Origin of the sequence: Algicola sagamiensis DSM 14643, assembly GCF_000374485.1 — a bacterium.
GTDB lineage: Bacteria > Pseudomonadota > Gammaproteobacteria > Enterobacterales > Alteromonadaceae > Algicola > Algicola sagamiensis.
The window spans coordinates 15,418-29,433 of sequence record NZ_KB894494.1; the positions used below are offsets into that span (position 1 = coordinate 15,418).

Sequence of the window (14,016 nt, forward strand, 5' to 3'; positions counted from 1 at the left end):
ACAAATACAAAAGCATTAACCTCATGTATTACATGACTTTTCATAAGTAGTTAGCATGGATGAGGAACATGGAGAAAAACCTATGAAAAAAGCACTGATGCTTCTTGCAACAACAAGCTGCCTCTCTGCCCCAGCTATTGCCGCAGACACAGATCCATATGAATATTGTAACGATATTCTTGCACAAGGTGTCTTCGATAATTACAACCGCACGATGAACTTCAACTCAAAAGTTGCACTCAAAAAGTGGCTTTGTAGCAGTGATGAAAGCTCAAGCAATGCGGGTGGAAATTTAAAGTTTAGTGTCATGAAAATTTTTTCCTTAGGTGGCGGCGGTGGCAACGTCAAATCTTGGAAAAGACAACACTGTGAAGGCTCGGACTATGAGTATGAGGGCAGTGGATCGTCTCATGTATTGATTCAGCAGGCCAATGACACGATCGTCAATGCATGGTCAAGTTGTATGAAGGAAGTCAAACGAGACAACCTTGTATGCTATGCAAAAGAAACTGATGATTCACTACTCATGACCGTCGATCTTGAATATGGCATCGGTAATATTGAGAATGTGGAGATCAACAGTACAAACCTCACTGCACTGACAAGTGAACCAACGCGTATTCGCCCTGGTGAAAAACGTATTCGTTATCAAAAAGACAACGAGCGTCGCGAAGGGTATTTCGACTTGAATGGTGAAGCAGATTACATTGATGTTTCTTGCAGCTATACCATCCCGAAGAAGCCTGTAGCTGAAAACAATGAAGGTGCATGTGAAGTATTCCGCCTACAAGCACTCAGCGACGGTATGATTTCTCCAAGAGACTACCAGCACTATCGTGACAACGCGATGGTTCCTCTGTTTGATAACAGAACAGGTCACTTGGCGGGTTACTACAGATGTTCTCGTTTTAATGAATATTAATCATAAGGTATGGACACAATGAAAAACATTCTCTTTTTAAGTTCTGTTTGTGCTGCCTTATTGGCGGCAACCGCTCCCGCTGAAGCAGGTGGTGCGCGCTTGCTAAAACGCTGTGAAGAAGATAGTTTGAGCAACGCACAAGGCCACCAGCGAAATGACTGGGCTTATAAGTGTAAGCATTATTCAAAACGTACTTGGGAGTATAACCGCCTGGATGACAATGATAATGTCAGAACGCGCCCTTACTACCCAACCTACGTCAACCCAAAGAACTTCGATGATTGGTGGCGTGCGCCTAAAGATAAAAATGCGGCTTGTAGCTACGGACCAGGCAATAAGTATACAGAGTTTAACTTCTGTTTGGCCTCTTGCTATACGCCTGATCAGAAGATCTTATTTGCCGATGGTGAAATGGCGATTTTCGATGCAGTCACAAAACGCGTCTCTAAAATCGTTACTCTCGATGATCAATCAACGCTGCATAGCCTTGGCTATCAGGTCCGTGATGTTGATGCCTACAGTGAGTCCATTCGTGATGTTCTTCATACCATTTTGGTTTTGAAGACACAAAGCGGTGGCGAATTAAAAGTCACTGAGAATCACCCTCTTCTCGTTTCAACAGGTCATATGCGTAATGCAGAAGACATCCATGTTGGCGATAAGCTGATTGCTGAGAATGGCTCATTTGATACGATTGTTTCTATTGAGCCTATCAAGTACTACGGCAAGGTCTATAACGTGAAGCCAAACTCAAATAATGAAAATGGCGTCACGAGCTTAAATGGACAAATCGTCATTGCACAAGGTTACCTGTCTGGTTCTTTCTACTACCAAAATACAGGTGCACATCATGTGAATCGTCTCGTCCTTCGCGACCGTATTCCAGATAACCTGATTTAACCCATGTTTTTAGGGTGCTATGTGCACCCTTTTTCACATCGAATCTGTCAAAAGGAGCTGATGATGCAAAAAAAGATACTGATAGTCACAGGGATCATTGGTGTTGGTTTGATAAGCCTGCTTTCCCTTACGCAACAACAATCCCCAGAACAAGCGAACACAACACCACCCACCCCAATTGAAGCACCCGAGCAGACACAACTGACAACACTTGCCCAAACAGACATCACTGATTCACAAGCACAGCTTGATATTCCCCCCAAAGAAATTGAAAAGAAAGAGAAAAAAGCATGGCGAAAACCAACGCCAGAATTTGCTGATTTCCTTGATTTAAGTGATAAGGCACTCGTCAGTCATGCGGATCAGGATCAGTTCAAAGCGATTATTGAAGATCCAGAACGTGTGGCTACAGCACGAAAGATCTTGCTTAAAAAACCCGAAAAAGACAAATTAGACTGGGCGGAAGAAAAGCGCCGTTTGGATAGTATTCTCTATGTTTCCACATTATTAACCGGAAAATATAGTTCGATTCAAACCGATCTAGCGGTTGAACTTGTTCAGGATATTCTACTTGCCAAAAATTTCGAAGGATTGACGAATAAAGAATTGAAACGTTCCCTCGTTGGTGACAAAGTAGAGCTTGGTGTTGAGTTTGCTGTCTATCATCCAGAAGCATGGGATACCTTTAAAGACCAACATGGAAGCGACCCCTACCACCAAAAGCTAATTACTTATATTGATAATTTCGCTGGAACGCGTAAAGAACAGCTCCTCAATCATGTCGAGCGGATCACTGCCCGACTGAAAGCAAGAGCAAAAGAAAAACAATCTGGAACCTAAGAGGTGAAATAATGGGCCTGAAATATACCTTCCCACTCGTCACAATTTGTCTCGGTCTGATCGCTGCTTGCTCTGATGATGATCCAAAGGAAAACCCCAAGCCAGTGCTGCCACCAGCAACGGATACAATGGCTGCTTATGCCAAATGTAATACGATCCTTGCAGAAGTACTGTATCACGATTACCAAAGAGTCCTTAGTTATGACGCCAGGTATAAACTCAAGCGCTGGATGTGCAGTGGTGATGGGAAAGCTGACAATAGCATTGATTCATTCACTGATAAAAAGCAGACCTACCTCCCAATCTTTCATACAGAAGAAGAAACATTGACACTGGAATCCTGGAAGGAAAAATATTGTCATCAGGACGACCGTTTACGCCAACCAAATCAGCTCGCTTTTCCGCTCATCAACTATTTTACGGATGAGACACCAAAAGGTTGGGCTCAATGCATGCAACAAGCAACTCAATCCCCAGTTGCATGCTATGCTCAATCACCCGATCCATTCAAACCAGAAATGCTGAAAGCCTACTTGCAGACACAAGAAAGCCAGCAACCGCTGAGTGAACTCAAAATCACACTTGAGAACCTCACCGCACTCAGCCACCTTCCTGATTCACTCAAAGGCAACCAGTCATTCGATATGCAAAAAGACGATATGTTACAAAGTGCTCTTTTCTCATTGAATGTCCGACAGGGAAAGGAACCCATCAGTTGCTCATTCACAATCCCAACGGCCTTGGCAAAAGACAAGATGTCGAACGAAGGCATCAATGATTGTGCAATGTACCGCGATCAGCTTTATCAAGACAAAAAAATTACTCAACGAGCTTATGAGACCTATGTTGAAAATAACAACATCCCTGTGTTTCATCCAGTGACGGGTAAACTCTTCGGTAGCATTAGCTGCGCAGAATACATTGAGATGCCTTAGGGTTTAGGATCTTTATTTTCTCACACTTGGTATCCATGATATTGCCAAGTGTGAGAAAAGCGACATCGCGCTTTTCTCACGATGAAATTAAATGAGGTTATCAGGGATTTGATCTCTTAAGATCAGTCGATTTACATGCGCAAGTCCTCGATTCTGATAGTAATAAGATCCAGATAAGAAACCTTGTGCAACAATGATCTGTCCATTCAACTCTGTCATTCCATTTTCGTCGGTTGAATATGGCTTCACATTGTAAACCTTACCGAAATATTTGATTGGCTCGATTGAAACAACCGTATCAAAAGACCCATTCTCAGCAATCAGCTTTTCCCCAATATCAATGTCCTCTGCATTACGCATATGACCTGTCGAGACAAGTAATGGATGATTCTCAGTCACCTTTAACTGTCCGCCGTTTTGTGTCTTCAGCACCAGTATCGTATGCTCTACATCCTTGAGTGACTCAGAATAACCATCAACATCTCTGACCATATACCCTAAGCTGTGCAACGTGGATTGCGTATCCAATGTGACAATTTTCGAAAGCCGTTTGCTATATGCATCAAAAATTGGCAGCTCGCCTTGGGCAAATAGAATTTTCTGATCGGGTGTGTAGCATGATGAAACACAAGCTGCTTGCGGCATAAACTTCCCATTTGGTCCTTTGCTGCAAGCACTTGACTCAGCGACGGGTGCTTTCCAGAGATCTGTCAGCGATGTATTCGTCGAATAAATCGGATACATTGGCCTAGCAAGAATTTCTCCAAAGTCATCATGTTTATAAAAGTCCCACGTCCGACGTGAAATATGCTGGCATTTAAACGACCAGTCCGTTCTTCCTATTGCCTGAGCTGGCGATAAACTATCCTGCTCACAACGTTTTTGAAGAATTGGTGTTCTTTGCGCTTCGGCATAAAACGAAAAGAGCATGGGCAAAAGACAAGATGCAGCGAAAACCTTTCCATTGAGTTTTTTCATGAGTATTTTTTCCTTTATCCTTCGTAGATATCACATGAATATTGACCTTTAAAGCTTCCATCATAAACATCAAACAACGGAACCATATTGCTGTCTTTCATATAACGATACTGTCTGAAAGTGATTTTATCGGCATTGAGTGCCTGAATACGAAACTGCTCGCAATCCATATAATTAGAAGGCTTTGGCTCTCTTGGAAGCTGGTATGAGCAAGAAGCGCTATAATCTTTGCCCCACCAAGAACTTGCAAGCCTTAACCCTTGAAGATGGAAACTTGCATCACGTGCAGGGTTCCGTTTCTCATAGCTAATATAGAATTTTCCAGGGCTGATTTCTCTTGGTTTTTCCGTTAATGCCATAAGATTTGGCGTCTGAATTTTCGAGACTTCAAAATCGCGATACCCTGAAAGTCGAAGCGTCATCAAGACTGAATCATCCGTTTCTACACCATAACAAAACAGATGATCGTCAACTTTTCTTTCGACACATTGTGCCCACTCTTCAGTGATATAAGACTTTGCATGCTGGATGAGTAAATGGGATGACTTACTTCCATCAAATGTTTTATCACTTTCTTCGCAATGGCCGTCTTTCCATCGCTGTAAATCATCATACTGACCATCCGTTGAAAAGGCACTGGTCATTCGCAATGCCGAATCATAGCCCTGGCTTCCTGCAGCAAAATCCGTACTGCAAAGCCACTTTTTTAATGCAACTCTAGATTTAAAGTTCAATGTTCTTTCGTAAGTTTGAAAAACATCATCAGCCAGGATTGAATTGCACTGCTGAAAGGCTGTTTGGTCAGGGGAGGCGAACGCTGAGAAGCAAATAGTACTTCCAATCAGCATCATTGCTTTTTTCATTATAAATCTCCTATTTTAATGATATTCACATCAAATTAACCTTAATAATCAATGTGATATATGCCATCTAGGCCATACCATCTTATGGAGAAAAGAATAGGAAAAATATCCATCAAAATTGTGTTTTTGGTGAAAACAACACCAAAAATCTGATGCTTTATAATCAGTTCTTGTAGGATTTTGATGGAAGGAGCATCTCAACCTTGTGACTATAGGATGAGTTTTAATACTCAGTATGAGGAGAGCCAATGACGAAATAGATGCATTCCGTCATTTTAATTCGCGTTAGCTTGTTAAATAAGGGAGCAGTTTCTCTTTGATTTCTTGAAGTTGCTCGTTTGAATACGGTTGCATTGGGAATAGGCCCCAAACAGGCTTTGGCCAAGCCGGATCCGATTGATAACGTGCAATGTGATGGAGATGAAGTTGTGGAACAACGTTTCCTAAAGCTGCTACATTCATTTTTTCCGATTGAAATAAAGTTTGCATCGTTTCACTCAGTCGACGACTTTCTTTCATCAGTTGCAGGTAATCTTCTTGTGTGAGTTCATGCAAATCTCGAACCCCCTCTCGACGCGGGATAAGTAAAATCCATGGATATTGTTGATCATTGATCAAACGGACATCGCAAAGTGTCCAACGGTCCAAAAAGATTGAGTCTTGTTCTAATTGTGGATTGATTGAAAATGCCATAGCGGTTTCCTCATCATACAGGATGATTTTTTATGATTGCTATTTTATCGAAGAATATCAGGAAGACTTTTGTTTTTTACAATAATCATCCATTGAATGAAAAATCGCTTCGCAATCGCCAGCCTGCTTTTCTTTCGCTAACTTCTCCAATGAGGCTGCCATTTGGGTCATTTCAGGAAAGCCCATACTGCCAGCACTGCCTTTCAGGCTATGTGCTTTGCGTTTGAGATCATGCCACTCTCTTTCCGCAAACAAGTGCTTGAGCTCATCAATTAATCCTGGTAATCGCGTCCCAAAGTCCTGCTTTAATGCCTGGATCTCAGGGTCGTTTTGTAACAAGACTTCAATGTTATCCCACTGGGTTTCCACTTTCGGCTCTTTCTCATTTTTTTCAAGATAGCCCTGTAACATTTTCCCAAATTTTTCTTCGTTGATTGGCTTTGCAAACACAGATGTAAATCCACTCGCAGCATAACGCTCCATATCATCTGTCATCACATTTGCAGTGAGGGCAACTATCGGAGCTTCAACACCCGATGCGCGCATCAGTTGAATCGCTTCCAACCCATCCATAACAGGCATCTGAATATCCAATAAGATCAAATCATATTCTTGACTCAGAGCTGCCTCAACAGCAAGCTGGCCATTTTCAACCATCTCAAATTCCAGATGATATCGTTCTAACAACATACGCAGAAGCAATTGGTTATCCATATTGTCTTCCGCGATGAGAAGACGGCCAGAGATGTGTGGCGTGATCATTGTTTGCGCTGCTTTTTTAATCGCCTTCACACAAGGGATTTGTTCTACCAAGAATGAATCTGGTGTTTTAACATGGATATAAAAAGTGAAAGTACTGCCTTGATTTGGCTCACTACTGACCGAAATATCTCCACCCAGTATATTCACCAGTTTCTTAGAAATCACCAGCCCCAAGCCAGTTCCACCATAATGCTTGGCAACACGAGGACCAACTTGTTCAAACGGTTGAAATAACCTCGAAATCTGCGCCTGGTTCATCCCAATCCCCGTGTCATGGATCACGAAATTCAAGTTATTTTGCCCTGGCTGATAATTAACGCGCAGTGTTACTTTTCCTTTTTCGGTGAACTTTACCGCGTTCAAGCACAAGTTCAACAGCACTTGTTTCAGGCGAACCTCATCTGAAATCACCCGTTCTGGCAGCGGGAAATCATAAAAGAGTTCAAAAACGATCTGTTTGTTCTTTGCCTCAGCCTGGGCAATAGATTCAACCTCACCCAACAAATTCATCAAGCTGAAAACTTCCATTTCCATACTGAGTTTGCCAGATTCAATCTTCGATAAATCCAATATTTCATTAATTAATGTCAGGAGGTGATGACTATTATTCACCGAACGACGTAACAGATCTTGATCAGCTTCTAACAGCTTTTCTCGATGTAGCACTTGCTCCGTAAATCCAATAATAGCGGTCAAAGGTGTGCGAATTTCGTGGCTCATACTCGCCAAAAACTGGCTCTTATGATTACTGGCAACTTCTGCTTGTTGACGCGCTTTTTGTAATTCCTGATTCGCGAAGGCTAGCTCTTTATTTGACTCTGCCAACATGGTTGTTCTGGACTTCACCTTCTCTTCAAGTTCACTTTGATGTTTCAGTTTTTCTGCCGCACTTTTCCTCAGGTTGTCCATCATCTGATTAAACGCATCAAATAAGCTGCCAATCTCATCTTTACGAACGACTGGAAGTTGTACATACAAGTCACCAGAAGTCACTCGGGACTTCGCGGCGATCATCATATTCATGGGCCGGATCACGAAACCATAGAGGAACCAATATATAGTGGCTGGTATTAACACGAGGAGTGCAATACAAAATGCGAGTGTGGTTGAAAACAACCAATGCCGATCCTGACTGTAGTCCCGTTCAGAGATCCCTTTGAGTAAGAAATATTGTTTGTTTAAAAATGTCCGCCCTATCAGCAGGTATTTATGTTGATGAATATTCACTTCCGTATGCTGAAGTGGTGAAACAACATGCCGAAAAGATGCGAAGTGGTTTGTGATCCAGTCAGTGGATATATTCTTAGAATGGTATATCGGCTTACCTTCCCTATCCGTGATCATCGTCACGCCACGTTGATCAACTGGAGAAATGACCATTTTTTCAAGCATCGTAGACCAAAGGGAAATGACGAGATAACCCCAGTGCTCCTTCAATTGTTGATTGCCTTCCCAGCGCGCCAAGCGTACAACAGAATAGAGCGTCAAACGTTGCTGCCCTTCTTCTTTCTCATAAAAAAGATCGTGATCTCCGCGCATCGTCTGAATTCGTTTTAATACATCCGCTGTTAATACAGGTGTCATCAGTTTTTTATTTTTTTCAATTGATGTTGAGAAACGCGCATCTTCTACACCAAATTGATCGACAAGACGAATGTCATAAATTTCAGGAAACGCATATGCAAAACGAGAAAAGGTATCGAGTAATGGCGATAGCATCACATTATTTCGGTAAGGTTTAGAGGCCACTTTGACGTACTGTTCAACGATATTACTATTTGCCAGTAATGCTGACATCGACCGAATATTCCGATGATGATCTCGCAGATGTATCAACTCCCGTTCAACATCTTGATGAATTTGTGATAAATGATGTCCCTGCTGCGCTGTAAGAAAAATATAGTAAGCCATCCCTGCAAAAGCCGACAAGGGAACAACAACCAGTGCAATAATGAGAAGGATCAACTTATGGCTTATTTTCATAGCAGTCACATTTTCGATTGTTGATTGCGTTGAACACGGTACATCAAGTTACTATAGAGACGCTGTAGCTGTAATCGTGCGTTCGTTGGGAGGCTTTTATAAACTGTTGAACGATTCATGATAGCTTGGGAAGGATAAATAACCGGATTCCGTTTAAACGATGCTGAGAGAAACTGCTCCGCTGATTTGTTGGTCGTTGCAAACTTCAGCGAGTCAGCTATTTTTGCTGCAACTTTCGGCTGATGGATGTAATTAAGGAACTCCCAGACAATTGGCTTTTTTGCTGCCTCATGATTCACCGCAAAGCAATCCATCCAAATCGCAGTGCCTTCTTTTGGCAGCACAAACTTGAGCTGATCATTCAGGGATTGTAATACTTGGGCATCACCGTTATAAGCCATCGACATCGCCCAGTTTCCTTGAATAATTTGTGACTTTTCACTTAACTCAAGGATCTGAAAATCGGCCACATACTCATCAAACTCAGCTAAGCGCCTTTCCACTTGACGAAAAGCATACATTCGAGTTTCATTGAGGGTAAACCCAAGTGAGAGCAACGCCATACCAATCACATCACGGCTATCTTTAATCATACCAATGCTGGATTTTAATGTTTCATCGGGTTGAAAAAAATCGTTCCATGAAGTTGGTGGCGTCTTCACGCGATCCTTCCTGTATAAAATGCCGAGCGTTCCCCACAAGTAAGGCACACAATAGTTGGCATTCTCAGTGTCTAACCATTTCGGATCAACATGCTTGAGATTTGGTAATTTATCTTTAGGAACTTGGGCTAGCCAGTCAGAGGCAATATAGTTAGGAAGACGAAATTGACTCGTCACAAAAATATCATGGGATTTTGCTTGCGTCGCATAGAGTACAGCATCTTTCTCTTCATCACTCGCATAGTCAAAAATATCAACTTTAATACTGGTTTGCTGCTCAAATATATCGATGACAGACTGAGGAAAATAATCCGGCCAGTTATAGAGGGAAACCCTTTGCGCCTGAGCAAATGCGAGATCGCCCCATAGCAAAATGGCAAAGACACCGCCTATCACGCGAGTCAGCATTCAATATCACCTTTTCCCCTTGATTAGTTTCCAAATTTTAGCATTCCGTTTCTGTTATTGGTAAGTAAATAAGCGGTATCACATCAAGGAATTCTATTTAAGATAGGTAAGGATTGAATCAGAGAAGTGTTGCCCATCCCTGCGCCACACTTCTTCAAAGCTTATGCAAATGCATATCGAGAGATAAATAATGCGGCAAGTACCCACACACTCACACTGACTTGCTTCCATTGATTCGTCATCAGATTGATCACTGCATAAGAAATAAAGCCCAGCGCAATCCCCTCTGAAATAGAAAAACTCAACGGCGTCATAATCAAAATGATCCCAACCGGCACGGCATCGGTCAGTTTATCCCACTCGATATGCTGTAAACTGCCCAACATCAAGACGGAAACATAAAGCAACGCACCCGCAGTTGCATATACTGGCACCATGCCAGCAAGTGGTGAGAAGAATAAAGCAAGTAAGAAACAACAACCTGTGACAACAGCCGTAAGGCCTGTTCTGCCGCCAACAGCAACACCAGATGCACTTTCAATATAACTTGTGGTTGTTGACGTCCCAAGCGTAGCACCGACGACACTGGCACCACTATCTGCGAGTAGCGCTTTGGAAAGGTTAGGAATTGTGCCATCTTCTTTCATCAATTTTGCTTTATGTGTCACCGCAACCAAGGTACCGGACGTATCAAACAAATCGATAAACAAAAAGGTGAAAATGACGCTGAGCATACTGATATCAAAGGCCGCTTTGATATCCATTTTCAGCCAAGTTGGCTCTAATGAAGGCGGGAGAGAAACAATCCCTTGATACTCAACCATGCCGAATGCAAGACTAAGTAATGTTACAGAAATCACGCCCAGGATCACCGACGCTTTTACATCAAAATGCGCAAATGCAATGATGATAAAAAAGCCAAGGATTGCGAGTAAAACGGATGGTTGCGTTAAGTCTCCTAATGTGACTAACGTACTTTGACTTGCTACGACCAACCCAACGCTTTTTAATGCAATCAGTGCGAGGAACAAGCCAATACCGGCACCAATCCCGAGTTTAAGAGGAACTGGAATACTATTCATGATCCACTCCCGAACTTTAAATAAGCTCAGTAGGATGAACAATATACCGGATAGGAAAACAGCACCTAACGCAGCCTCCCAGCTATATCCCATCTCCATCACCACAACATAGGTAAAGAACGCATTCAGTCCCATTCCTGGTGCTAATGCAACAGGGTAATTGGCAAGTACACCCATGAGAAAACAGCCGAGTGCTGCGGCCAAGCAAGTTGCAACAAACACAGCGCCCGGATCCATCCCTGCATCCGCCAGCATTTGGGGATTGACAAAAATGATATAGGCCATGGTCAAAAAGGTGGTCACCCCTGCCACACATTCTCGTTTTACTGAACTGCCAAGGGCTTCTATTTTGAACAATTTCTCTAAAAGGGACATCGTCTTCCTCAGTACTACTTTACGTTTACGTTATTCACAGATTGTGCTATTCACGGATTCAAGGTATAAAAAAACCGCCCGGAGGCGGTTTTTGGTTAAGCTTTATTTTTTAAGTAAGCGGCCGCGAGGGCCGTGAGCGGCGCAGCAGTTGGTTTATCGTGCTGCCAGTCGCCTTTTTCAACACCACTACCAGCGATGTCAATATGAATATAAGGTATGGGCTGTTGGCTGCTCAGACCATGCTTATCTAACCCAGCAGCAACATCCATAAAGGCCATTGGGAACTGATGTCCACGTGGTGTTCTAGAGGATGGCGCATTATTACAAGATAAAACATCGTCTGCTTTCGTTTTTGGTGCAATCATCTCATAGTCTTCACGGCGCACACGGGACAATTCACACGGATCACCCCAAACTTCACCAGCATCCGCAATTTTTGCAGCAATGCGTTGCGCTCTGGATGGACCATTTTCAACTAATGCAGTATAAGGCCCCAATGCAATTGCAGCATGCCCCGTCAACGTTGCAACGGTAAAGAGCTGAGGATTGACTTCTTCCAGCGCATTTTCTCGAAGATGCGAAAGTAGATCTGCCATGACCAAACGCCCTTCTGCATCGGTATTACCAATACGAACACGAACACCAGCATGACTCGTACAGATTTCGTCAGTGACAAATGCATCCGAACCGATGGAGTTACGCACTGCACCAATCTCGGCAATGATTTTGACGCCTTTCACACCAAGCTCTGCTGCTGTCTTCACAAAACCTGCAACCGCAGCAGCACCACCTTTATCTCGGCTCATGCCTGCCATATGACCATCGACTTTAAGATCAGCACCACCTGTATCATAGGTCAGGCCTTTCCCAGCAAACATCAACGTTTTTTCAATGGGACCTTCTGGCGTGTATTCCAAACGGATCACACGCGGATGATGACGCTCGACATGCTTTGATGCACGCGCAACAGACATGAGCAATGGGTAATTCATCGTCAGCGAATCAAGATCGCGATTGACGGTTACTTTGACTGACGTTCCTTCAAATGCTTGCTCGCAATATTCAGCAAAATGTGGGGGTGACATACGCTCTGGCTCTGTCCCACATAAGTCACGGGCAACACGGCGACCAGACTCGATCGCTTTGAGCCATTGTGCGTGAATCGGCTGCTCGCTGTATATCCCGACGGTCTCAATCGGTTCTATTTCTGATTCGTTCAGTCTTTCTCTTGCTTCTAATGGCTGCCAAAGTGCTTGTGTTAAACCAAGATAAGTCGCTTCTGATGCATTCTGAAATACTTCTGTTGAAGGAATGTCCTTCACCCAGATCAATGGAGAACGCGAACCCAATGCCTGCGCTTCCAGAATGGCACTGCCTGCTGCATCTTCGAAACGACGTACATCATCAATATCACGATCCAACATCCCCGTAGGCGCTAAAATCAGGCGATTACCAGGCACACCTTCGCACACCATGCCAACAGTATTTTGACCAATACGCTGGTCTGTTTTGAGAAAAGAAGTAATTTGAGGGATATCTCGGTCACTAAATGATGCACCAATAACAATGAGTGCATCCCAGTTTGATGAATTCATTTCTGCTGTAAGATCCGTTACAGCAACGGGAATTGGAAATGCCATGATTCACCCTTCTTATTTGAGAAGCAAGGAAAGATGGGGAATTATGCGCTAAGAAGCCCTTGATCACAAGATCGTGTGTATGATTTTCAAATAGAGCAACACGAAAAATACTGGATGTGCTGCTCTATGGCTATTCACGATTATCGGCCTCAACCCTTGTCAAAAAAGCGTTTCCAGTTATTGCGTTCATTACACTCTTTTACCAGATTTGGCGAATCTGCAACAACAAGGATGTTTGCATCCGGGTTATAGACCCAAAACGGTAACCGAAAGACAACAACAGCAACAGCACCAGCTCCCATTGCAGGAATTGCTTGAACATCCGATGTACCAGAGTCCGTTAGCTTACCTTGGGTCGCTACAGAAGCTGCCGTACCAACATTTGAGAATGCGACCTTGATCACAGACTCTCCAGTTGAAGCGTCATATATCGGCTTTCCAATCTTACTCACGATTAAATCTGGCAGTTGATGGCATGGCCGTACACACAGACACATATAATGATCAGAGTCGATCACTTGATGCCAAGGTGTTCCAACAAAACAAGCAGTTTTATTGTCGAATTGATTCCCATACATCCAGTGGGATTTTGGATCATTGATCGGTTCTTCGATGATCGCTTCATCTTCTGTCCATTTGCAGACATAGGTCATCTTAAATTCATCCGTATATTGATGCGTCTGCTCTCCCTCAGCTCGGGTTTGTCCTTGTGTCCAATAACGACAGGTTTGGGGACATGTCAGTGGCCCTTTTTCCCGAAAAAAATTGGGAAACCACCCTGTTTGATAATGCTTGAGGGATAAATCTTCAATGACATCAGCAACGACGAACGGGCTGAATAGAAGGGAAAAAAGAAGTGAGAAATAAATACAACAGCGTTTGGATTGTGTCTTCATGACAAATCTCCCTATACATACGTTTCCTAACTGTGCTTATCTCAAGCACACCTATTCCTAAGAATGTGTTTCTGAAT

At 43.1% G+C, this 14,016-nt stretch carries 12 protein-coding genes; 4 read left to right on the top strand and 8 right to left on the bottom strand.

Features of this window, described 5'->3' with window-relative positions; genetic code table 11:
* Nucleotides 1-82 precede the first annotated feature (82 nt).
* From C505_RS0107655 to C505_RS0107670, 4 genes are all read left to right on the top strand, one after another.
* Nucleotides 83-922 carry a hypothetical protein gene (locus C505_RS0107655; protein ID WP_157368898.1) on the top strand — a complete coding sequence of 280 codons (840 nt, stop codon included), beginning with the start codon at nucleotides 83-85 and terminating at the stop codon, nucleotides 920-922.
* 18 nt (nucleotides 923-940) lie between these two features.
* Complete coding sequence (locus tag C505_RS0107660; RefSeq protein WP_018692014.1) at nucleotides 941-1,822, top strand: Hint domain-containing protein; 882 nt, start codon at nucleotides 941-943, stop codon at nucleotides 1,820-1,822.
* A 63-nt stretch (nucleotides 1,823-1,885) separates the two neighbouring features.
* Nucleotides 1,886-2,662, top strand: a complete 777-nt coding sequence (locus C505_RS0107665) for a hypothetical protein (protein ID WP_018692015.1) — start codon at nucleotides 1,886-1,888, stop codon at nucleotides 2,660-2,662.
* 11 nt (nucleotides 2,663-2,673) lie between these two features.
* Nucleotides 2,674-3,597, top strand: a complete 924-nt coding sequence (locus C505_RS0107670) for a hypothetical protein (protein WP_018692016.1) — start codon at nucleotides 2,674-2,676, stop codon at nucleotides 3,595-3,597.
* 87 nt (nucleotides 3,598-3,684) lie between these two features.
* On the opposite strand, the gene C505_RS0107675 is transcribed toward C505_RS0107670, so the two are convergent.
* The 8 genes from C505_RS0107675 to C505_RS0107710 all read right to left on the bottom strand — a co-directional run bounded on the left by C505_RS0107675 (nucleotide 3,685) and on the right by C505_RS0107710 (nucleotide 13,939).
* Nucleotides 3,685-4,575: a Hint domain-containing protein gene (locus tag C505_RS0107675; RefSeq protein WP_018692017.1), complete on the bottom strand. Its 891-nt coding sequence runs from the start codon at nucleotides 4,573-4,575 to the stop codon at nucleotides 3,685-3,687.
* A gap of 14 nt (nucleotides 4,576-4,589) precedes the next feature.
* Nucleotides 4,590-5,438, bottom strand: coding sequence for a hypothetical protein (locus tag C505_RS21760; protein ID WP_018692018.1), 849 nt, complete (start codon nucleotides 5,436-5,438; stop codon nucleotides 4,590-4,592).
* Between the two features lie 285 nt (nucleotides 5,439-5,723).
* On the bottom strand, nucleotides 5,724-6,131 hold the full coding sequence (locus C505_RS0107685) for an HIT domain-containing protein (RefSeq protein WP_018692019.1): 408 nt from the start codon (nucleotides 6,129-6,131) through the stop codon (nucleotides 5,724-5,726).
* A gap of 57 nt (nucleotides 6,132-6,188) precedes the next feature.
* Nucleotides 6,189-8,876 (bottom strand): ATP-binding protein, encoded by a 2,688-nt coding sequence (locus C505_RS0107690; RefSeq protein ID WP_018692020.1) that lies wholly within the window; start codon nucleotides 8,874-8,876, stop codon nucleotides 6,189-6,191.
* A 5-nt stretch (nucleotides 8,877-8,881) separates the two neighbouring features.
* Nucleotides 8,882-9,946: an ABC transporter substrate-binding protein gene (locus tag C505_RS0107695; protein ID WP_018692021.1), complete on the bottom strand. Its 1,065-nt coding sequence runs from the start codon at nucleotides 9,944-9,946 to the stop codon at nucleotides 8,882-8,884.
* A 161-nt stretch (nucleotides 9,947-10,107) separates the two neighbouring features.
* Nucleotides 10,108-11,403 carry an NCS2 family permease gene (locus C505_RS0107700; RefSeq protein WP_018692022.1) on the bottom strand — a complete coding sequence of 432 codons (1,296 nt, stop codon included), beginning with the start codon at nucleotides 11,401-11,403 and terminating at the stop codon, nucleotides 10,108-10,110.
* A 95-nt stretch (nucleotides 11,404-11,498) separates the two neighbouring features.
* Nucleotides 11,499-13,043: a M17 family metallopeptidase gene (locus C505_RS0107705; RefSeq protein ID WP_018692023.1), complete on the bottom strand. Its 1,545-nt coding sequence runs from the start codon at nucleotides 13,041-13,043 to the stop codon at nucleotides 11,499-11,501.
* Nucleotides 13,044-13,192: 149 nt separating this feature from the next.
* Nucleotides 13,193-13,939, bottom strand: a complete 747-nt coding sequence (locus C505_RS0107710; RefSeq protein WP_018692024.1) for a CARDB domain-containing protein — start codon at nucleotides 13,937-13,939, stop codon at nucleotides 13,193-13,195.
* Nucleotides 13,940-14,016: the final 77 nt, after the last annotated feature.